This is a genomic window from Paenibacillus sp. FSL M7-1455 (assembly GCF_038004655.1).
GTDB lineage: Bacteria > Bacillota > Bacilli > Paenibacillales > Paenibacillaceae > Paenibacillus_AQ > Paenibacillus_AQ cookii.
The window spans coordinates 5,648,406-5,669,706 of sequence record NZ_JBBORO010000001.1 but is presented as its reverse complement, the minus strand read 5'-3'; the positions used below and the strand labels follow the sequence as shown (position 1 = coordinate 5,669,706).

Annotated in this window: 24 protein-coding genes and 1 riboswitch; of the genes, 20 read left to right on the top strand and 4 right to left on the bottom strand. The window is 55.6% G+C overall.

Going from position 1 to position 21,301, the window contains the following annotated elements; all coding sequences use genetic code 11:
* Positions 1-137 precede the first annotated feature (137 nt).
* Genes NYE48_RS25935 through NYE48_RS25920 form a run of 4 tightly spaced genes read right to left on the bottom strand, consistent with a single transcriptional unit; the run spans position 138 to position 2,744 of the window.
* Positions 138-1,244, bottom strand: coding sequence for a DUF4097 family beta strand repeat-containing protein (locus tag NYE48_RS25935; protein ID WP_212949782.1), 1,107 nt, complete (start codon positions 1,242-1,244; stop codon positions 138-140).
* Positions 1,241-1,762, bottom strand: a complete 522-nt coding sequence (locus NYE48_RS25930; protein WP_341000385.1) for a hypothetical protein — start codon at positions 1,760-1,762, stop codon at positions 1,241-1,243. Before NYE48_RS25930 ends, NYE48_RS25935 begins: the two co-directional genes overlap by 4 nt.
* Entirely contained in the window at positions 1,759-2,181 is a 423-nt protein-coding gene (locus NYE48_RS25925) for a zf-HC2 domain-containing protein (protein WP_212949784.1), read from the bottom strand. The genes NYE48_RS25930 and NYE48_RS25925 overlap by 4 nt, the downstream gene beginning before the upstream one ends.
* Positions 2,178-2,744: an RNA polymerase sigma factor gene (locus NYE48_RS25920; RefSeq protein WP_197069897.1), complete on the bottom strand. Its 567-nt coding sequence runs from the start codon at positions 2,742-2,744 to the stop codon at positions 2,178-2,180. The genes NYE48_RS25925 and NYE48_RS25920 overlap by 4 nt, the downstream gene beginning before the upstream one ends.
* Positions 2,745-3,239: 495 nt before the next feature.
* Here NYE48_RS25920 and prfA point away from each other — a divergent pair, with 495 nt between their 5' ends.
* From prfA to atpA, 20 genes are all read left to right on the top strand, one after another.
* On the top strand, positions 3,240-4,307 hold the full coding sequence (gene prfA / locus NYE48_RS25915) for a peptide chain release factor 1 (RefSeq protein WP_036706357.1): 1,068 nt from the start codon (positions 3,240-3,242) through the stop codon (positions 4,305-4,307).
* A gap of 25 nt (positions 4,308-4,332) precedes the next feature.
* A complete protein-coding gene (gene prmC / locus NYE48_RS25910) occupies positions 4,333-5,286 on the top strand; it encodes a peptide chain release factor N(5)-glutamine methyltransferase (RefSeq protein WP_445324083.1) in 954 nt (317 codons plus the stop codon).
* An 88-nt stretch (positions 5,287-5,374) separates the two neighbouring features.
* Positions 5,375-6,604, top strand: a complete 1,230-nt coding sequence (locus NYE48_RS25905; RefSeq protein WP_081991984.1) for an FtsW/RodA/SpoVE family cell cycle protein — start codon at positions 5,375-5,377, stop codon at positions 6,602-6,604.
* Between the two features lie 95 nt (positions 6,605-6,699).
* Positions 6,700-7,884, top strand: coding sequence for an FtsW/RodA/SpoVE family cell cycle protein (locus tag NYE48_RS25900; protein ID WP_036706360.1), 1,185 nt, complete (start codon positions 6,700-6,702; stop codon positions 7,882-7,884).
* A gap of 160 nt (positions 7,885-8,044) precedes the next feature.
* Positions 8,045-8,791 carry a stage II sporulation protein R gene (spoIIR, locus tag NYE48_RS25895; RefSeq protein ID WP_341000383.1) on the top strand — a complete coding sequence of 249 codons (747 nt, stop codon included), beginning with the start codon at positions 8,045-8,047 and terminating at the stop codon, positions 8,789-8,791.
* Between the two features lie 256 nt (positions 8,792-9,047).
* On the top strand, positions 9,048-10,184 hold the full coding sequence (locus NYE48_RS25890) for an L-threonylcarbamoyladenylate synthase (protein ID WP_339322573.1): 1,137 nt from the start codon (positions 9,048-9,050) through the stop codon (positions 10,182-10,184).
* 85 nt (positions 10,185-10,269) lie between these two features.
* On the top strand, positions 10,270-10,830 hold the full coding sequence (locus tag NYE48_RS25885) for a manganese efflux pump MntP (RefSeq protein ID WP_341000382.1): 561 nt from the start codon (positions 10,270-10,272) through the stop codon (positions 10,828-10,830).
* A 41-nt stretch (positions 10,831-10,871) separates the two neighbouring features.
* On the top strand, positions 10,872-11,459 hold the full coding sequence (locus NYE48_RS25880; protein ID WP_036706371.1) for a low molecular weight protein arginine phosphatase: 588 nt from the start codon (positions 10,872-10,874) through the stop codon (positions 11,457-11,459).
* Between the two features lie 172 nt (positions 11,460-11,631).
* Positions 11,632-11,714, top strand: a riboswitch (ZMP/ZTP riboswitch).
* A gap of 155 nt (positions 11,715-11,869) precedes the next feature.
* On the top strand, positions 11,870-12,325 hold the full coding sequence (gene rpiB / locus NYE48_RS25875) for a ribose 5-phosphate isomerase B (protein ID WP_036706374.1): 456 nt from the start codon (positions 11,870-11,872) through the stop codon (positions 12,323-12,325).
* A gap of 12 nt (positions 12,326-12,337) precedes the next feature.
* Positions 12,338-12,946: a TIGR01440 family protein gene (locus NYE48_RS25870; protein WP_036706377.1), complete on the top strand. Its 609-nt coding sequence runs from the start codon at positions 12,338-12,340 to the stop codon at positions 12,944-12,946.
* A 68-nt stretch (positions 12,947-13,014) separates the two neighbouring features.
* A complete protein-coding gene (glyA, locus tag NYE48_RS25865) occupies positions 13,015-14,262 on the top strand; it encodes a serine hydroxymethyltransferase (protein ID WP_341000381.1) in 1,248 nt (415 codons plus the stop codon).
* Between the two features lie 287 nt (positions 14,263-14,549).
* Positions 14,550-15,179 carry a uracil phosphoribosyltransferase gene (upp, locus tag NYE48_RS25860; protein ID WP_036706382.1) on the top strand — a complete coding sequence of 210 codons (630 nt, stop codon included), beginning with the start codon at positions 14,550-14,552 and terminating at the stop codon, positions 15,177-15,179.
* A gap of 20 nt (positions 15,180-15,199) precedes the next feature.
* Complete coding sequence (wecB, locus tag NYE48_RS25855; RefSeq protein WP_341000380.1) at positions 15,200-16,360, top strand: non-hydrolyzing UDP-N-acetylglucosamine 2-epimerase; 1,161 nt, start codon at positions 15,200-15,202, stop codon at positions 16,358-16,360.
* A gap of 178 nt (positions 16,361-16,538) precedes the next feature.
* Complete coding sequence (locus NYE48_RS25850; protein ID WP_036706388.1) at positions 16,539-16,793, top strand: AtpZ/AtpI family protein; 255 nt, start codon at positions 16,539-16,541, stop codon at positions 16,791-16,793.
* Complete coding sequence (locus NYE48_RS25845) at positions 16,786-17,163, top strand: ATP synthase subunit I (RefSeq protein WP_341000379.1); 378 nt, start codon at positions 16,786-16,788, stop codon at positions 17,161-17,163. Before NYE48_RS25850 ends, NYE48_RS25845 begins: the two co-directional genes overlap by 8 nt.
* Before the next feature lie 31 nt (positions 17,164-17,194).
* Complete coding sequence (gene atpB / locus NYE48_RS25840; protein ID WP_212949794.1) at positions 17,195-17,998, top strand: F0F1 ATP synthase subunit A; 804 nt, start codon at positions 17,195-17,197, stop codon at positions 17,996-17,998.
* A gap of 83 nt (positions 17,999-18,081) precedes the next feature.
* Positions 18,082-18,306, top strand: a complete 225-nt coding sequence (gene atpE / locus NYE48_RS25835; protein ID WP_036706394.1) for a F0F1 ATP synthase subunit C — start codon at positions 18,082-18,084, stop codon at positions 18,304-18,306.
* A gap of 129 nt (positions 18,307-18,435) precedes the next feature.
* A complete protein-coding gene (atpF, locus tag NYE48_RS25830; RefSeq protein ID WP_212949796.1) occupies positions 18,436-18,924 on the top strand; it encodes a F0F1 ATP synthase subunit B in 489 nt (162 codons plus the stop codon).
* On the top strand, positions 18,921-19,469 hold the full coding sequence (locus NYE48_RS25825) for a F0F1 ATP synthase subunit delta (RefSeq protein WP_036706400.1): 549 nt from the start codon (positions 18,921-18,923) through the stop codon (positions 19,467-19,469). The genes atpF and NYE48_RS25825 overlap by 4 nt, the downstream gene beginning before the upstream one ends.
* A gap of 16 nt (positions 19,470-19,485) precedes the next feature.
* The gene (atpA, locus tag NYE48_RS25820; protein WP_036706402.1) at positions 19,486-21,000 is read left to right on the top strand and encodes a F0F1 ATP synthase subunit alpha; all 1,515 of its coding nucleotides are present in this window, start codon (positions 19,486-19,488) and stop codon (positions 20,998-21,000) included.
* The last annotated feature ends 301 nt before the right edge of the window (positions 21,001-21,301 follow it).

Sequence of the window (21,301 nt, the reverse complement as noted above, 5' to 3'; positions counted from 1 at the left end):
TATCCGCAGCGGAGTCGCGGTTTGACGGGGGCCCTGCAAACAAAAAGATCGGCCTAAACGAGATGAACAATCTCGATAGGCCGATTTTAAATTTAACGAACGAATACAATGAACATCTCCTTTAGGGGGGCTAAAGGTTACTCTCCGTAATTGACCTTAATGCTCCCGTTGGATGTCGACAGCACGATTTGGTGGGAGCCGTCCCCGATCACGGCCTGCTTATGGTTATCGCCGCCGTTCTCGCTCCACGGAACGCTGCCGCCGATGGATGAGTTGGTGGTTTTGGCCTTGATTTCGGCGCTTGTGTTTTTGGGAACCTTCAGGTTAATGCTGCCGTTCGTGCTGCTTAAGGTCCAGTCGCCGCCGATGGCGGACGTTCCCCGGATCGCCCCGTTGGTCGTCTTGGCCGTGACCGCGCCGGCGACTCGTTCGATCGTAAGGGACCCGTTGGTCGACTTCGCTTGGGCGGAGCCGCCGATGTCCTTCACGCGAACCGCGCCGTTTGTCGTTGAAGCGGACACGCTGCCTTTGATTTCCTCCAGCGTAATGGACGAGTTGGTGGTTACGGCCGTGAAGCCGGCGTCCATTTGTTTCCCGGTCACCGAGTCGTTTTTGGTATGAACCTCGACCTCAAGCGATTTCGGAACCGATACGTTCAAATAATCATCCGGGATGAAGCCGAAATTAAACCAAATTTCAGGATTGTCTTCGAGCGAAAGGACGAGCGTGTCTCCCGACGAACTGACCTTCCATCTTTCTTTGGCTTTGAGGTCGGCATCTTCCTGGTGTTTGGCGTCCCGGAAACGAAATTTTCCGTCGTAGGTTAACTTGGCATCTTCGGTGCCGGTGACGTTGATCTTCCCGTGATCGACCATGATTTCGACGCGTTTGATGCTGCTCCCTATTTCCTCCTGGCCCCGAATGGCGCTGACATATCCCCGGTTGAACAAGCTGCTCACATCGGGAACCACGGTCTGAACCGTGCTGACCAGCAGCAGCAGAATCAGGATCGTGACGCTGAATCCGCCGAGACGGACCCTTCTTTCGGAGTGGACGATATTGGCGATGACCACCTCGACGCCAAGCAGAATCAGCAGCATGGGCCAAACGTATTTGAGCGCTTCAAACGAAATGATGTTGTTGAATTGCAGCAAAACGATCACGCCGATGCCGATCAGGCCGATGGCAGAAGTCCATCGGCCGACTTTGACGGGCGGGGGCGTTTGATTCACTTGGGGGTTCATAAAGATTCGCTCCCTCTACGATCGGGTTTTTTAAGCAACAGCCGCAGGCCGTAGCCGATTAATGCGACGGCGAGCAGGACGCTGGCCGTGTTTTGCTGAAGCAGCCAGTGCCAGAGCGCGGGGAAGATGGTCATGAGAAGCACCGCTGCCCCTACGATGACGCACCCGATCCCGGTCCAGACCGGATTCAGCTGGTTTTCCCGCGGATATCCGCCCATCGCCTTCAAATCCTGCATCGTCCAAGGATACCCGAAGGTTTCCTGCCCCATCATCATGCGTTCCTGCTCCAGGGCCGCGGCTTTCATCCAGGCGGCTTTTTGCAGCGCGTCGAACAGTTGATAGAACCACAGAATCGCCAGAGCGAACGAGAAAATCATCGGAATGGACGGAATCAGGATGATGCAGGCTGCGGCCCCGATCATCATTTGCAGTCCTTGTTTGGTGAAACCCAGGTACAGGTGTCCGACGCCCGGAATCATCGCGAGCAAAAACGTCAGCCATCTACTTTTTTTAATCATCGTTTACCCTCCTTAAATATATGATCCACGGAATCGGAAAAGATTTGCGTCGCCTGGGTGATGCCCGAGCTTACGTGTTCGAACACGTTGAATTGGAATAGGAAGAAGGCCAGGCAGGCCGCTACCCCAAAATGGGCGATCATCGATCTTCGGGAATCCCTCGGCTTCAAACGCGAAGTTTGGCGCGTATATAGAGGCGGCAACTGCCGGATTTCATCCATGATGTCCGCCGTTAAATCGGGAAAGTCGTTCGTCTCTCCAGGCTGTTGCCAGATGAGGGCCATTTCCTGTACCTCTTTGTGCCATGCTTGACAGGCAGGGCAGGTACGGAGGTGCTGTTCGATGAAAAGGGAGGATTCGTGAGGAAGCTCCCCTGCGGTATAAGCCCCCAGCTGGTATTGGATCAATTCGCATTTCATCGTAGTTCCTCTCCTTTCTTTCGCATCATCGCCCTTGCACGGTACAGCTGCGATTCCACCGTTTTGGCGGTAATCCCGCGCCTCTCGGCAATTTCCTGATAAGAGCATTGTTCAAAATAATACATCCGGACGGCCGACCGGTACGGCTCCGCCAGTTCGTCGACCATCCTTCGGATCCGGCTGCTTTTTTCTTCAGACAGTACGATTTGTTCCGGGGTCTCGCTTGTGACCCAATCGTTTTCGTTGACTTCCCCGGGACTCCGCCGCGCCTGCTCGCGCTGCTGCGCGCGCTTCCAGTCGAGACATTTGCGGACGGCGATCTGGTACAGCCAGGTGGAGAAGGAGGAATCCTCGCGGAAGGCGGGAAGGGCCGAATAAGCCTTCATGAAGATGTCCTGCGACAAATCCTTGGCCGACGTATCGTCGGACGTTATTTTAAGGCACACGTGATATACCATGTTTTGGTACCGCTGCACCAGGTATTTGTAAGCTTCCGGATGGCCGGCCTTGACGGCCCGGACCCATTGCAACTCTTCCAGTCTTCTCCCCTCCTCCCGTTTCATTTCGTTAGACGCCCCGCGCGAAACGAACCCTGCAAGATTTTTAAAAACTTTTTTCATTGTACCTCAAGGTCGAAAGATTCTGTATTTGTTTTGAATGATTTCCATAAAACGGGTGCCAAGAAAGCGGATCGGCATGTTTCCGAACGGTTTAAGGAACGGAATGAATGGGGATGGTGCCGCATGGCGAGCGGGCAGGAATATGGATGGATTCCGAGGCGGAACCTTGAACCGTTGGCACCGCACTCAACCCGGGAAGCTTGAATCCCGGCAATTTCAAAGTTCAGTAGGGCCGCTGTTTTGAAGCTGGAAAAAATGCATGTTCCATGTTATAATAAAAAGTCGTCTGTCCATGGTGTGCTAGCGAAAGGATAAACGGCTTTTTCTTCATATGATACCAAAAAAACAGCCCCACAAAGTGACGCGTGATGTCTGAAGCTTATTCCGATTGCTTTGCGGGGGCCCGGAATATATTAAAAACAGGAGAGGTGACCCCCCTTGTTGGACCGATTGCAAGCCTTGGCAGACCGCTATGAAAAACTGAGCGAGCTGCTGTGCGACCCAGATGTTGTGAACGACAGCAAGCGACTTCGGGAATATTCGAAGGAACAATCCGACTTACAGCCTGCTTACGAGGCTTATACCGAATATAAAACCGTAACGGAAGAGCTGGAGGCCGCCAAAGCGATGCAAGGCGAAAAGCTCGATGACGAGATGCGCGAAATGGTCAAAATGGAAATCGAGGAGCTGTCCTCGCGGCAGACCGAACTGGAAGAACGCATCCGCATCCTGCTGCTTCCGAAAGATCCGAACGACGACAAAAACGTCATCGTCGAAATCCGCGGCGCGGCGGGCGGCGACGAGGCGGCGCTGTTTGCGGCCGACCTGTACCGCATGTACACCCGCTACGCCGATACCCAAGGCTGGCGCGTGGAGCTGATGGAAGCGAACATGAACGATCTCGGCGGCTTCAAAGAGGTCATCTTCATGATCAACGGCCGCGGCGCCTACAGCAAATTGAAATACGAAAGCGGAGCGCACCGCGTGCAGCGCATCCCGGCAACGGAGTCGGGCGGCCGGATCCATACGTCGACGTCGACGGTTGCGGTGATGCCTGAAGTCGAGGATATCGACATCGAGATTCTCGACAAGGATATCCGCGTGGACACGTTCTGTTCCAGCGGCGCGGGCGGACAATCCGTCAACACGACCAAATCCGCCGTGCGGGTTACGCATATCCCGACCGGAATCGTGGCGACCTGCCAGGACGGCAAATCGCAAAACTCCAACAAAGAAAAGGCGCTGCAGGTGCTGCGCGCCCGCATTTTCGATATGAAACGCCAGGAAGAGGAAGCGAAATACGCCGGCGAGCGCAAAAGCAAAGTCGGCACCGGGGACCGCAGCGAGCGGATCCGGACCTACAACTTCCCGCAAAGCCGGGTGACGGACCACCGCATCGGCCTGACGCTGCATAAGCTCGATCAGGTGATGAACGGCGAAATCGAAGAAATCATTTCCGCGCTGAACATCGCCGAACAGGCGGAATTGATGGAAAAAGGGGAATAATGCTTTGCAAGAAACCACATTCGTGATGACGCCAAAGCAAACGATACGGGAAGCCTTCGTTGAGGCTTCCTCTTTTTTAAGCGGGTGCGGCGTGACCGAACCCCAGCGCAGCTCCCAGCTGCTGCTTGAGCATGTGCTGGGGCTGGAAGGGGCCGCCTATTACATGGCGCTGCCCGAGCCGTTCCCGGCGGAGCGCCGCGAAGCTTGGGAGCGCGCGGTGTCGCGCCGCGGGTCCGGGGAGCCGGCGCAATACATTATCGGGATGCAGGAATTTTACGGCATCCCGTTTGAGGTAACGCCGGCCGTGCTCATACCGCGGCCGGAAACGGAGCTGCTCGTGGAGGCCGTGCTGGCGCAGGCCGGACGTTTATGGCCGGAGGGCGCCGCGCACGGCGGCGGCCTTGGCGGCACCGCCGCCCCCGGCGATGGGGCGGCGGGCAAAAACGGCGCCGAGCGGCGGCTCGAGTGCGCCGACATCGGCACGGGCAGCGGAGCCATCGCGGTCACGCTGGCGCTGCACGCCCCGCGCTGGCATGTCCGTGCCAGCGACATTTCGGCAAGCGCGCTGCAGGTGGCCGCGCGCAACGCCGCCGCAAACGGCGCGCAGGTTGACTTTCTGGAAGGCAACCTGCTTGAACCGTTTGCGGGGGCATGGTTGGACATCCTGGTGTCCAACCCGCCGTACATCCCTGCGGCCGACATCGCCGGCCTGCAGCGGGAGGTGCGCGACCACGAGCCGCGCACCGCGCTCGACGGCGGCACGGACGGACTCGCGCCGTACCGCCTCATGATGGAGCAGCTGACGCTGCTCCAGGCCCCGCCCCGGCTCATCGCCTTCGAGCTCGGGCAGGGGCAGGCCCGCGAAGTCGCGCAGCTCCTTCGCGCCGCCGGCCATTGGGACGACATCATCATCGTCCCTGACCTCGCCGGCATCGAGCGCCACGTGATCGGCGTCTCCAACATGCCGCGCCAGAGGTAAATTTTTCTTTGCATCCGGTTTAAACTACAATAGAGGTATTGAGGCTTGGGGAATTTCGCCAAATCCAAAACATATTGGAGGATGCCGCATGCTGCAGAAATTCAAACGCATGGACATGTCCATCATTTTCATCCTGCTTGCGTTGATGGCGTTCAGCTTGCTTTCCATCTACAGCGTCACGGCCGGCAGGCCCAAAATCGGACATTATTCGGAGCGAATGGCCGTTTATTACGTGGTCGGATTCGCGGCTTTTTTGAGTTTCTCGCTGATCAGCTACAAGCTGCTGGTCAGGTATGCCTTATATATCTATTTGTTCGGCCTGATGCTGCTCGTGCTGGTGCTGTTATTCGGCAACGAATATTACGGGGCCAAAGGGTGGATCACGCTTCCGGGCGGGCTCAGCCTGCAGCCCGCGGAATTGTTCAAACTGTTTCTCACCATTTTCATTTCCTTCCTGCTGGTCCGCAAGCGGAAAAACAAACTGCTTTTCTGGCGGGACGTGGTCCCGCTCGGCCTTGTCACGCTGGTTCCCTGGGCGCTGGTGATGCTGCAGAACGACCTGGGCAACGCCCTCAGCTACATGGTCATTTTGGCGGGGCTGCTGTGGGTCGGCAACATCAAATATTCGCATGCGTTTATCGCATTGGCGATCGCCTCTGCCGCGATTTTCGGGGGCATTCAGGCTTACATCCATTATCATGACAAGGCGGTCAAGCTGATTAAAGAGGATCTCGGCAAAAAGCACTGGATCGCCCGTTTCGACCCGTGGCTGGTGCCGGATCTCGCCTCCCGCGACGTCAGCTGGCAGACGTACAACGCGAAGCTGGCCATCGGTTCGGGAGGCATCGAAGGCAAAGGGTACATGAAGGGCACGACTGTCCAATCGGAGCGCGTGCCGCTGGCTTATGCCGACTCGATTTTCGTGCAGATCGCCGAGGAATACGGCTTTATCGGCTCGTCGGTGCTGCTGCTGCTTTATTTTATCCTGATCCACCGGATGGTGCTGATCGCGGCCGATTGCCGCGACCGGGCCGGGCCGTATTTGATCACGGGCATCATCGCGATGTTCGTTTATCAGATATTCGTCAACATCGGGGCTTTTATCGGCCTGATGCCGCTGACCGGGATTACGCTCCCTTTTATCAGTTACGGGGGGACCTCGCTGGTCATCAACATGGTGAGCATCGGGGTAGTCATGAGCATCCGGATTCACGGACAGGAAGAGGAGGAGCCGTTTCCGCTTCCGGAAAGCATGGAGAAAGGCGGCCGGTACGGCCGTTTGCTCCGGCGTCTTCGCGATGGATTTAACAGGAATTGAATATGGGGCTGCTATTCCATTACAATAGTACAGTGAGTTTTCGGCAAGGATCACGGCAAGAAGGGCGGGAGAGGCCCGCATCAGGGGGATAGCAGATGCTTCAGAAGCTAAAAAAAGTGGATTATGTCGTCGTTTTTATACTTATGATTTTCATGGGCGTCAGCATCATGGCAATATACAGCGTTACTACGGATACCAAGTTCGCAGGCTCCCACATCAAAATGCTCCAGTATTACATCTTGGCTTTCGTCGTTTTTTTCGGGCTGGTGTTACTGGATTATAAGTTGCTCGTCAAGTATGCGTTATATATTTATTTGTTCGGCAACGCGTTATTGGTCGCGGTCAACTTTTTGGGATCGGACGTGAACGGGGCCCAGGGCTGGTTCAAATTCGGAGGATTCAGCCTGCAGCCGGCCGAGCTGTTCAAGCTCATTTTGATCATTTTCCTGACGTATTTGTTGATGAAAAGGCCCAAACCCAAGCTTTCCCTATGGAGGGACGTGCTGCCGATCGGGGGGCTGACCTTCATTCCGTTTGCGCTGGTCATGATCCAAAACGACCTTGGGAACGCGCTCAGCTATGTGCTCATTTTGCTCGGGCTGCTGTGGGTCGGCAATATCAAGTTCCTGCATGCTTTTTTGGCCCTCATTATTTTGGGAGCGGTCGCCGTCGGCGGGATTTTCTCTTATATTCACTTTCATGACAATATCGAAAAATTCTTGAAAGACATCGGGCGGGAACATTGGACGGAACGGATCGACCCTTGGCTCGTTCCCGACAAAGCGACGGCCAAAGCCTCGTACCATACGAAAAACGCCAAACTTGCCATCGCTTCCGGCGGCATGATGGGCGAAGGGTACATGCAGGGGACGTCGGTCCAGTCCGGACGCGTGCCTTACACGTATTCCGACTCGATTTTCGTGGAAATCGCGGAGGAGTTCGGGTTTGTCGGGTCGTCGGTCGTTCTGCTGCTGTATTTCATATTGATTCACCGCATGATCCTGATCTGCCTCGAATGCCGGGACCGGGCGGGGCCGCTGCTCATCGTCGGGGTCGTGTCGATGATGCTTTACCAGATTTTCGAAAACATTGGCGCCTTTATCGGGCTCATGCCGCTGACGGGGATTACGCTGCCGTTTATCAGCTACGGCGGTACGTCGCTGCTCATCAATATGGCCAGCATCGGCATCGTGATGAGCGTGCGCGTGCACGGCCACGAGGTGAGCGAGGATATTTTCGCCCCGGCGCCGCAGAAAGCTGCGGCCGCCAAACAGGCCTGACACGGACAAGTGGACCGTTTTCCCTGACCTTCAAAGGTAATGGGAGAACGGTCTTTTGCACTATTTCGCTAGATTCATAGATTGCCAGGTTTAGACTCTATCATTTCCGGCCATACTGGTCAGTATCATAGCAGGATTTGATAGAGGGGGCATGAACGGCATGTGGAATCATAACGAAAAAGGAGACCGTCTCCGGTCTTTGGTGAAGAATACCGCCATTATTTTTTGTATCTTATTGATGCTCGCCATGACTTGGGAAGCGCAAAAAACGGACGCGGCCGTCGCCGGCGGACCGATTCCGGGGGAATCGATCCGGCTGCGCATCCTGGCCAATTCCGATCATCCGGACGACCAGCTCGTCAAACGGCAAATCCGGGATGCGGTGGTGGAACAAATGGATGCCTGGGTACAGGATTTGGAGGATCCGCAAAGTCTGGAGGCGGCTCGCGCAACGATCCGCGAACATTTGCCCGAGCTTCATGACTTGGTAGGCAGAGAGCTGGAAGAGCGGGGAATCGGCTACGGTTACCGCGTGGAACTCGGCGTTGTGCCTTTCCCGACGAAATTGTACGGGGGCACCGTGTATCCTGCGGGAAACTATGAAGCGCTGCGGATCACGCTGGGCGAAGGCAAAGGCCAGAACTGGTGGTGCGTGCTGTTCCCGCCGCTTTGCTTCATCGATGCGGGAAGCGGCGACGCGGCGGCAAAACCCGCTGCGGCGAAAGCGGAATCGTCCAAAGAGTTGTCGGGCAAAACGAAAAAAACGTCCTACAGCCCGGGGGAGCCGGGAAGCCAATCCGCAAAAGCCGCAGATCAAGCGCCGGTCAAAGCATCCGAACCGGAAGTCCGCTTTTTTCTCTGGGACATGCTCGAAGGGATCTTCAGCTGGTTCAAGGCTTTGTTTTGACATTTTCGCATCCGGCGTTTTCCGGACGGCGGCCCGGGCGGGAGATACAACCATCGTTTCAGGTGTGATAAGATAAGGAATGGATAAACCATTTCATCGGTCAAACGGCTCAACTTCATAATCACGGCAATATGCGCGTTAGGGGGCTGCTCGACGGGTCGCTGATCGGCTGAAAAGCCTGAGGCAAAGCCGTGGTTCGAATTTGGGTCTTTTTTAAATATTGGGATGAACATCAGACAGAAAGACAGGGATAAACATGGAACGAACAGATCAAGAGACGGTTTCGGGGACATCGGTCACGCCTTATTGGCGTATCGGTCCGGAGCTTCTCTCCGAGCCCGGCAGGCTGAAAGAAGCGCTTAAACCGGCGGCGGCCATTCTTCGGGAAGGAGGCGTGGTCGCTTTTCCGACCGAAACGGTATACGGCCTTGGCGCAGACGCCCGTTCCACGGCAGCGGTTGAAGCGGTATTCAGGGCGAAAGGCAGACCGTCGGATAATCCGCTGATCGTACATATATCGCGGAAGGATCAGCTGGACGGGCTGGTAAAGGAAGTTAGCCCGGCGGCGCGGCGGCTGATGGAAGCCTTTTGGCCGGGACCGCTCACGATCGTGCTGCCGGTACGGTCCGGCGCGCTTTCGCACCGCGTGACCGCGGGACTGGACACGGTCGGGATTCGGATGCCGGATCATCCGGTCGCGCTGGCGCTCATCGAAGAATCCGGCTGTCCCGTGGCGGCGCCGAGCGCGAACCGCTCGGGACGGCCGAGCCCGACGCTGGCCGGCCACGTGCTGGAGGACCTTGCCGGCGCCATCGGCGGCATCGTCGACGGCGGCGCGACCGGCGTCGGCGTCGAGTCGACCGTCGTTCAGGTGGCGGAGGACGGCATCGTGACCGTCCTTCGGCCGGGCGGCGTGACGCTGGAGCAGCTGTCGCAGGCGGCGGGAGCGCCGGCGCGTTTGGATCCGGCGCTTCTGCCGGAGTCCGGAAGCGAGCCTGTCCAGGCGCCGAGAGCTCCGGGAATGAAATATACGCATTATGCTCCCCAGGGCGCGCTCCGCATCGTCACGGGACCTTCGGCGTCCGAAGTGTCCGATTGGATTGCCCGCCATTTGCGGGAAGCCGCTGCCCGCGGCGAACGGACCGGGGTCCTTGCGTTCGAGGAGCATATCGGCCGCTATCAGGCCGATTGCGTCGAGTCGCTGGGGAGCCTGTCCGATTTGAGCGCCGCTGCGCATCGCCTGTATGCCGCCCTGCGCCGCATGGACGAAGAGGGAGTCGGTTTTATTTTATCCGAGGCTTGCCCGGAAGACGGCATCGGCGCGGCGATCATGAACCGCCTCCGCAAGGCGGCGGGACAGGACGTCGTCAGGCTTGGGCGGGCCGATCGGTAGCTTGGCCGCCACAACGTACAAGTCATGATTGTCCACCTGTCCGCATATGGTTGTACAAGAACCTAACGGACATGGAGGAATGGGAATGTTGGAGACACCCGCCGGTTTGGGTCAGCTGATCGCGATCCTGATGATGGCCGCGGCACTTGGAATGGACGCATTTTCCCTGGGGATCGGAATCGGCATGAAAGGGATTCGCCTGCTGCACGTGCTGAAGATCAGCGTGCTGATCGGCTTGTTTCATATCCTGATGCCCCTGATCGGCATGTATACCGGACAATACATGAGCTCCCTGCTTGGACAGGTAGCCGACTATGTTGCCGGGGGACTGCTCATCCTGCTCGGCGTTCACATGGTATTCGGCTCTTTCAAAAGCGGAGAGACCCGGATGATCGACCACCGGTCGCTGCTGGGCATGTTGTTGTTCGCCTTAAGCGTCAGCGTGGATTCCTTTTCCGTCGGGCTGTCGCTCGGGATGTTCCAGAGCAATTTGATCGTCACCGTGCTTGCCTTCGGCATCAGCGGCGGAGTGATGTCGGTCTTGGGACTCCTGCTGGGCCGGAGGGCAAGCCGCAACCTGGGGGATTTCGGGGAGGCGCTGGGAGGCGTGATCCTGCTGGCATTTGGCCTCGCCTTTATCTTTTGATACAATAATCGCCAAAGAACAATCCGGGAGGTGCGATAGACGTGAAGCATATCTTGTTTGTGTGTACAGGGAACACGTGCCGCAGCCCGATGGCGGAAGCCCTTCTCCGCAAAATGGCCAAGGACCGCGGCATCGACGTGGAAGCCCGTTCCGCCGGCGTCGCGGCCATGGACGGCATGTCGATGTCGCGGCATGCGGAGGCGGTATTGCGCGACCATGAGATCGGCGACCGCCTGACTTCGAAATCGTTGAAGCCGGAAGCGGTCGATTGGTCCGACTTGATCCTTACGCTGACCCAAAGCCACAAGCAGCAGGTCATCCGCAACTTTCCGCATGCGGCGGACAAAGTGTTCACGCTGAAGGAATACGTGGAAGACGACGAAGGCGTGCTGAACGACCTGAAAGAACTGGACGGCCTTTACGCGACCTGGGAGGTCAAACGCTCGCTCGGACAGGAGCTGACCGATGCGGAGCGGGAACGCTTGATCGAAATCCAGCAGCGCGTGCCGAGCTTCGATATTTCCGACCCGTTCGGGGGATCCCGGGAGGATTATGATTTGGCCGCGGCAGAAATCCGGGCCGCGATCGAACGTTTGCTGGATAAGCTGGAAGCTTATCGCGCTTCGTAAGCAAAGCGTGGGGATCGGCTTCGGTTTTGATCCGGGGCGCGTCAACGAACCTCTTCAAGGGATACAGCGGCCCAGGCTGCACGTTTCCCCGGTGCGCCTCCGGCAGGCGGAGCAAGCACCGAAATTGCTTGCTTTTCGCCGTCTAATGATTTATGATGGTTGTGAAAAACCTTGGATCCGGTGTAACTGGCGACAACTGTGGATGAAACCACGATGGAGCACCGGATGATACGGCCGGTCGCCTGGGCAAAAGAGCAATTCTGCGGTTATCCGCGGACTGCTCTTTTTTGTATTCATAGGGAGGATTTTGCAGGCATCCCCATGAAGGTATTTTCATCTTGTGGCTTTGAAATAGGGTATAATGTACAAGAAGTCACAAAAGCACGACATTCAGGGAGGTTTTTCGAAACATGAAGATTGCTGTGGGAACAGATCACGCGGGAGTGCGTTTGAAAGAAGACATCATCGCCGTTATTCAGGAAATGGGCCACGAGGTCGTGGACGTGGGGTGCAGCTGCGCTGACTCCGTGGATTATCCGGACTATGCCCTGCCTGTATGCGAGCAGGTTGCCTCGGGTGAGGCTGATCGCGGCATTCTGATTTGCGGTACGGGGATTGGCATGAGCATCGCGGCCAACAAGGTTCCGGGCATTCGCTGCGCGCTGGTGCATGACGTATTTTCCGCCAAAGCGACCCGGGAGCACAACGATTCGAACGTGCTGGCGATGGGCGAGCGCGTCATCGGCCCCGGCCTGGCGCAGGAAATCGCGAAAATCTGGCTCGATACGCCGTTCAGCAGCGGAGAGCGCCATACGCAGCGCGTCGGCAAAATCAAAGCGATCGAGGACCGTTATCTGCAGCGCTAGGGAGGTATTCGCATGGAATTTTCCGAACAAGGCATTCCGGCGGAAGTTTCGCTAAAGGAGCAAGTGTCGGCCATTTTGCGCGAGCTGGCGGAAGCGGCCGGGCTTGGCCCCGGCAAGGTCGTCGTGGTCGGAACCAGCACGAGCGAAGTGGCGGGCCGGCGGATCGGCACCTCGGGGGCGCTTGAAGTGGCTCAGGAGCTGCTGGAAGGTATCCGGGAAGTCAGCCGCGAGTTCGGTTTCGAGCTTGCGTTCCAGTGCTGCGAGCATTTGAACCGGGCGCTTGTCGTGGAGCGTTCCCTTCTTGCCGCTTTGCGGCTGACCGAAGTGGCGGCCGTACCGGTGCCGAAGGCCGGAGGTTCCATGGCCAGCGCGGCATACCGCTCCATGAAGGAGCCGTGTTTGGCCGAAACGATCGAAGCGGATGCGGGGATCGACATCGGAGAAACATTGATCGGGATGCATTTGCGGCGCGTGGCCGTGCCTTACCGCACCAAGCTTCGGTATGTGGGGGAGGCTCGCGTGAATACCGCCTTTACCCGGCCGAAGCTGATCGGCGGCGAGCGTGCGGTGTACCGCATTTCGCCCGGGCAGGATGCGGGCAACGCCTCCGCTTGCGATTAAACGTCGGGGATTGGACAGCGTTCATGCACAAAAAATAGGAAAGTTTATTTTAAGGGAGGAACAAGAAGATGGATCAATTGCGTAAAAAGGACCCTGCGGTATTGGATGCGATGAATCTGGAGCTGAAGCGCCAGCGAAGCAACATCGAGCTGATCGCTTCCGAAAACATTGTTAGCGAAGCGGTGATGGAGGCCATGGGCTCCGTCCTCACGAACAAATATGCGGAAGGTTATCCGGGCAAACGTTATTACGGCGGATGCGAGCGCGTCGATATCGTCGAGGATATCGCCCGCGACCGCGCGAAGCAGCTGTTCGGCGCCGAACACGTCAACGTGCAGCCGCATTCCGGCGCACAAGCGAACATGGCGGTATATCTTGCCGCGATCAAACCCGGCGACACGGTGCTCGGCATGAACCTGGCCCACGGCGGACATTTGACGCACGGCAGCCCGGTCAACGCCTCCGGCCTTTTGTATAACTTCGTCGCTTACGGCGTTCGCGAAGACAACTTCCTGATCGATTACGACGAAGTGCGCAAAGCCGCGTTCAAACACCGTCCGCGTTTGATCGTTGCCGGCGCCAGCGCGTATCCGCGCACGATCGATTTCGAAGCTTTCGCTTCGATCGCAAACGACGTGGGCGCGTTGTTCATGGTCGACATGGCGCATATCGCCGGCCTGGTCGCCGCGGGCGTTCACCCGAGTCCGGTGCCTCATGCCCAATTCGTCACGACAACGACGCATAAAACGCTTCGCGGTCCGCGCGGCGGCATGATTTTGTGCAAACAGCCGTGGGCGCAGGCCATCGACAAAGCGGTATTCCCTGGCACCCAGGGCGGTCCTTTGATGCACGTCATCGCGTCCAAAGCGGTGGCGCTTGGCGAAGCGCTTGATCCTTCGTTCAAAACCTATGCCCAAAACGTCGTGAAAAACGCCAAAGTTTTGGCCGAAACGCTGGTCGGCGAAGGCCTGAACATCGTATCCGGCGGTACCGACAACCACCTGATGCTGGTGGATACCCGAAGCGTGAACATCACGGGTAAAGACGCCGAGAAGGTGCTGGATTCCATCGGCATTACCGTGAACAAAAACGCGATTCCTTTCGACCCGACCAGCCCGTTCGTCACAAGCGGCATCCGGATCGGCACGCCAGCCGCCACTTCGCGCGGCATGGACGAGGCCGCCATGGAGAAAATCGGCAAAATCATCGCCATGACGCTGAAGCAGCCTCAGGACGAAACCGTCCTGTCCAAAGCGGCTGCCATGGTGAAGGAATTGACGGACCAATATCCGCTGTATCCGGAACTTAACTATTAATTCGCATCCTACTTGAACCTGAAAGGGCTGGAGGCTTGGCCTCCGGCCCCTTTTTTATGCATTCCGCATCAAGACCCTCCGGCCGGCCAAACGGTTTCCGGATTGCAGCCCTTGTCACAAAAGGTTTAATCTTCCGCGGCTTGGGGCGAAAATAAACATGTGAAACGTGGTGCAATTTCATTTCAGGGAATGATATAATAAACAAGATTTGTGTACCTAGACGTCTTTGCACATGGCAAACCGGCACTGGCAGCACTTAGACTTACGATTACCGGAGGGACAATACAATGGGAAAACTGGTGATTTGCGATCACCCTTTAATTCAACACAAGCTGACTTTTATCCGTGATGTGCGGACAAACACAAAAGATTTCCGTGAACTTGTTGACGAGGTTGCTTCTTTGATGGCTTATGAAATTACGCGCGAGGTTCCGCTTGAAACGGTGAAGGTCCAGACGCCTGTCGCCGAGGTCGACGGCAAGGTGCTTGCCGGACGCATGCTCGGACTCATTCCGATCCTGCGTGCGGGCCTTGGCATGCTTGACGGGGTTTTGAAGCTCATTCCGGCGGCGAAGGTGGGCCATGTCGGCTTGTTCCGCGATCCCGAAACGCTGCAGCCCGTCGAATACTACACCAAGCTGCCTACCGACGTGACGGAGCGCGAGCTGATCGTCATCGACCCGATGCTGGCAACGGGCGGCTCCGCGATCGCGGCGATCGACGTGCTCAAAAAACGCGGCTGCACCCAGATCAAAATGATGAATCTGATCGCTGCCCCTGAAGGCGTCAAAGCGGTGCAGGAAGCTCACCCGGACGTAGACATTTACGTGGCGGCCCTCGACGAAAAATTGGACGACCATGGATATATCGTGCCGGGCCTCGGCGATGCCGGCGACCGCCTGTTCGGAACCAAGTAAGCGAAAAGAGGTTAGAGTTCATGTCTAAAATAAAAGTGATGACGATTTTCGGCGTGCGGCCGGAAGCGATCAAGATGGCTCCGCTCATTTTGGAGCTGGAAAAACATCCCGGGCATATCGAATCGGTGGTATGCGTGACCGCGCAGCATCGCCAGATGCTGGATCAGGTGCTTGACGTGTTCAAAATCAAGCCGAATTACGATCTCGATGTCATGAAGGACCGGCAAACGCTGAACGAAATTACCATCCGCGTGCTGGAGGGGCTCGAGCCCGTGCTTCGCGAAGCGCAGCCCGACATCGTGCTGGTGCATGGCGACACGCTGACGACTTTCCTTGCCAGCTATGCGGCATTCCTGCAAAAAATCCAGGTAGGGCACGTGGAGGCGGGACTCCGGACTTGGAACAAGCTTTCCCCGTATCCGGAAGAGATGAACCGCCAATTGACCGGCATCCTCGCGGATCTTCATTTTTCGCCGACGGATTGGTCTGCTGGCAACCTGAAACGGGAGAACAAAAACGAATCAAGCATTTATGTCACAGGCAACACCGTTACCGATGTGTTTCAATATACGGTACAGCCGGATTACACGCACCCGGTCCTTGAATGGGCGGCAGGCAAAAGGCTGATCCTGATGACGGCGCACCGCCGCGAATCGCAAGGGGAACCGCATATGAACATTTTCCGCGCGGTCAAACGGATTGCCGACGAATTCGAGGACGTCGCGATTTGCTATCCGGTGCATCTGAGCCCCGCGGTGAAGGAGCCGGCCCACGCCATCCTTGGCGGCCATCCGCGAATCAAGCTGATCGACCCGCTGGACGTGGTGGACCTGCACAACTTCTATCCTCATACCCATCTGATCCTGACGGACTCGGGCGGGCTTCAGGAAGAGGCTCCTTCTTTCGGCGTGCCGGTTCTCGTGCTCCGCGATACGACCGAACGTCCCGAGGGCATTGAGGCGGGAACGCTCGAACTGGTGGGCACGGACGAGGAAAAAGTGTACGAGCGCACCAAAACGCTGCTGACCGACCAGGCGCTTTACGAATCGATGAGCAAGGCGGCGAATCCTTACGGGGACGGCAAGGCGTCGGAGCGGATCGTTCAAGCGATTTTGCATCATTTTGGCATCCGAAAAGAACGTCCGGAACAATTTCACAGAATGTTCACAAAGGAAAGTTGAACCAACATTCTTGAGGCAAAGAGTACAGCATACAGTTAAACTGTACGGTTTGCACGGTTTTGCGGCGTTTTGCTGTGATGATTTTCATAGTTTCGGGCAAAAATGACATTAATCCGCTCAATTGACAAACTCTTGTGACATTCAGTAAAATGAACAGGGATTATGAGGGTGGACTATAATGAGTAAACCTGAAAAGCCGCGTAAAACCAATAAAAACGTTGCAACCCCAATGAAATATATCGGACTTGCAAGCGCAATCGGAATTGATCTGGCAGCGTGTACTTTAGGGGGCTTTTATTTGGGCTCCTGGCTGGACAAGATCTTGGGAGGGCCCGGACTTTGGATCGCTTTCGGCGTTCTATTCGGACTCCTTATCGGCGGCGTAAGCGTTTTTATAATCACCAAGGCAGTCCTGGGGGAAAGTGATGAATGAAATATGGAAATACCGCAGGGTATTGACCAGAACCACGCTTTATTTTCTTGCCCTATGCTTTTTGGGTGCTGCTTTCTTTCCCGATTACAAGAGCATTGCGCTCGGGATGGTGCTTGGCGCTACCGTCAGCCTGCTGAATAGCTTCTATCTGGGCTATAAGGTGCAGAAGGTGACCGATGCGGTCGCAAACGGAGAAAGCAAAAGAGTGAACATGGGGTTCTTGACCCGCGCAGCGGTAAGCGTGCTGGCCGTCGTACTCGCCTATCAGAAGCCGGAAACGTTTAATTTGTACGCTGTCGCAGCTACCCTGATCTTATCGCAGTTCCTTCTCTTATTTATAGGAATTCGATTGTCTCGCAAAGAAGAGTAGATTGCTCAACTGAGAAAGGGGTGAGAAAAATATGCATGAATCACCGATTATTGAATTGGGCGGCATTCCAATTGACCTTTCCATCGTTCTCATGCTCATTGTGACATGCGTGATCGTGTTTGTCATCGCGAAACTGGCAACTCGAAATTTGTCTGTCGAAAATCCGGGCAAACTGCAAAACTTCATGGAATGGGCAGTTGAATTCGTTCAAAATCTGATTTCAAGCACGATGGACTGGAAAAAAGGGAAGCATTTTCTGTCCCTTGGTCTCACTTTCATCATGTTTATCTTCGTAGCGAACTTGCTAGGCTTGCCGTTTGGTATCGTAACCGACTATCACGGCGCCGAACATGCGCACATTTTCGGCAAGGAGATCGTCTCCGTAAAAGAGGCCTTCGAGAAAAATCCGGAACTGGAGGAAGTTGGAGTCGCTTGGTGGAAATCCCCGACGGCCGACGCTTCCGTGACGATGGCGCTCGCGTTGATCGTTTTCCTGTTGTCGCATTTCCTCGGCATCACGAAAAATACGAAGAATTATTTCAAACACTATTTTCAGCCATACTGGTTCTTCTTCCCGATCAACGTCATCGAACAGTTCGCGAAACTGCTCACGCAGGGCATGCGTCTATTCGGTAACATCTTTGCGGGCGAGGTGCTCATTTCGGTATTGCTGAAACTGACTGCGCTTGGCGCGGCGGGCTGGGTGGCTTCGGCGCTCGGACTCGTGGTATGGCAAGGATTCAGTATTTTCGTCGGCGCGATCCAGGCCTTCGTATTTACGATCCTGACGATGGTGTACATCTCGCAAATGATCGAGTCGCATGACGAACATTAGCTTCAAAGTTAAGCTTGGAGTAAGGCTTCACTTAACTCAACATAAATACAAACAAAATACACATCTCTAAGGAGGATTTACAAATGGGAGTTTGGGCATTTTTGGCAGCTGCTATCGCAGTAGGTTTGGGCGCGCTTGGCGCAGGTATCGGTAACGGTTTGATCGTATCTAAAACGGTTGAAGGGATCGCTCGTCAACCAGAAGCAAAATCCACTCTGCAAACGACGATGTTTATCGGTGTTGGTCTGGTCGAAGCACTTCCAATCATCGGTGTCGTACTCGCGTTCTTGTTCTACGCAGGAGCTTAATTTAACACAAGCAGGGTTTGGCGGGGAAGGCCACGGCCATCCGCGCCTTCTTTTTAGCCGTGAGAATTATGGTCTTTCGTAAACGAGAGTGAACGGCAGTGCACGTGCACCGGAAAGGAGTGACTAAGATTGAGTATTAACATCCCGTCTTTTATACTCGCGTTGATCGCATTTGTGATTTTGTACCTGCTTCTCAACAAATATGCTTTCGGACCGCTCTTTTCCATCATGGAAAAACGCCGTGAGCTGGTGATGTCGCAGATGAACGAAGCTGCGCAAACCCGCGATCAGGCAGTCGCTTACGTAGAGGAGCAGAAGAAAGCCCTCGAGGCGGCTCGCAAGGAAGCATACGAGATTATCGAACAATCCAAGCAAACGAGCAGCAAACAGGCCGACCAGTTGATGGCGCAGGCGAAGGAAGAAGCGGCCCGCATCAAAGAAGAAGCCGTCCGCGATATCGCCAGCGAAAAGAACAAGGCGGTTCAGGAGCTGCGCAACGAAGTGGGCGCCGTTTCCGTGAAGATCGCTTCCAAGCTGCTTGAGAAGGAAGTCAGCAGCGAAGGCGTGCAGGAAGAACTGGTGGACCAATACCTTAAAGAGGTAGGGGGCAGACCATGAGCCGGGAAACGATAGCAGCCAAGCGTTACGCAAAGGCGCTGTTTGAAGTGGCTGCAGGGCAGCAGAAGACGCTGGAAGTGGAGCAGGAGCTGAAAGCCGTCGTGGAAGCCATCGCGCAAGACAACGACGTGCAGCAGTTTATCTCTACACCCAACATTTCCGTGACAGTAAAACTGGATGTGCTGAAAAAAGCCCTTCAAGAAAAAGTATCCCAGCCGGTCATCAATACCGTAGAACTGCTCATTGAGCGGGGCAGAGCTGATATCCTCCCGGATCTTCTGGAAAGCTATATCCGGATCGAAGGTGAAAGCCTCGGAATTGCGGATGCGACAGTGTACTCCACTTATCCGCTGAGTGAGCAGGAAAAAGGGACCGTTGCTGCACAATTTGGAGCTTTGGCCAACAAAAAAATCCGCGTGACGAACGTGATCGATAAAAGCCTGCTCGGCGGCGTAAAAGTCATCATCGGCGACAAGCTGTATGACGGAAGTCTGGCAGGGAAGCTGGAACGGCTTGAAAAGTCTTTTAACAGACTAGCACAGTAGATAGGGGTGAAGACACTTGAGTATCAGACCTGAAGAAATCAGTACGCTGATTAAAAGTCAAATTGAACAATATAAATCAGAGATCGAGGTATCCGAAGTCGGTACCGTTATTCAAGTTAGTGACGGTATTGCCCGCGTTCACGGGATCGACAACGTCATGGCCGGCGAGCTCGTGGAATTCGAGAACGGTGTCGTAGGCCTTGCGCTGAACTTGGAAGAAAGCAACGTAGGTGTCGTCATCCTCGGACCTTACACGGAAATCAAAGAAGGCGACCAAGTGAAACGTACCGGGCGCATCATGCAGGTTCCCGTAGGCGAAGCGCTGCTCGGACGCGTCGTGAACCCGCTTGGTCAACCTCTCGACGGCAAAGGACCTATCGAAGCATCCGAATTCCGTCCTGTAGAAAACAACGCTCCGGGCGTTATCGACCGTAAATCGGTACATGAACCGATGCAAACCGGTATCAAAGCGATCGACGCCATGGTACCGATCGGCCGCGGCCAGCGCGAGCTCATCATCGGCGACCGTCAAACCGGTAAAACGCAAATCGCGATCGACACGATCATCAACCAAAAAGGCAACGGCGTAAAATGTATTTACGTTGCGATCGGCCAAAAGCAATCCACGGTTGCTCACGTCGTAGAAAACCTTCGCCGCCATGGCGCCCTGGAATACACGATCGTCGTTACGGCGTCGGCTTCCGAGCCGTCCCCGCTCTTGTACATCGCTCCTTACGCCGGCTGCGCAATGGGCGAATATTTCATGTACAAAGGCGAGCATGCCCTGATCATCTATGATGACTTGTCCAAACAAGCAGCGGCATACCGCGAACTTTCCTTGCTGCTCAAACGTCCTCCAGGCCGCGAAGCTTATCCTGGTGACGTATTCTACCTGCATTCCCGCTTGCTGGAACGCGCAGCGAAGCTGAGCGACGCGCTCGGCGGCGGTTCCTTGACCGCGCTGCCGTTCATCGAAACGCAAGCTTCCGACGTATCGGCTTACATTCCGACGAACGTCATCTCGATTACGGACGGTCAGATCTTCCTGGAGTCCGAGCTCTTCTATGCCGGCCAACGTCCGGCGATCAACGTGGGTATCTCCGTATCCCGCGTAGGTAGCTCCGCTCAAATCAAAGCGATGAAAAAGGTTGCCGGCGGTATGAAGCTCGACCTTGCCCAATACCGTGAGCTTCAAGCGTTCTCGCAATTTGGTTCCGATTTGGATAAATCCACGCTTGCCCGCCTCAACCGCGGTGCCAGACTGATGGAAATCCTGAAGCAGGGCGTTAACCAGCCGCTCAAAGTCGAGCAGCAGGTAGCGAGCTTGTATACGGCTGTCAGAGGCCATCTGGACGACATTCCGGTGAGCGACATCCGCCGCTTCGAAAAAGAATTCCTGGCGTTCCTGGAAAGCAACCATCCGGAAATTCTGGCGTCCATTCGCGACACCAAAGATCTTGTCGCTGACAACGAAGCAGCCTTGAAGGATGCCATCGCGAAATTCAAGAGAGGCTTTGCTGTGACGGCGTAAGTCATAACATGAACCGGGCCGCAAGGCTCGGATTCATCTTTTTCAATGAATGCGAACATGCTTTGGCACAGGTTCCGAAGGCGCGGGAATACAGCCTCCGGTCCTGGGCCAAAAAACGGATAAATGCTGTTATGATCGGCTTGGCTATAGCTAGCAAAATGCTTACGAAGTAACTTTGGCTCCGCCAAAGTTTAGCTTATGCTTACGAAGTTAGCTTTGGCTTCGCCAAAGCTAAGCAAATGCTTACGAAGTAACTTTGGCTCCGCCAAAGTTTAGCTTATGCTTACGAAGTTAGCTTTGG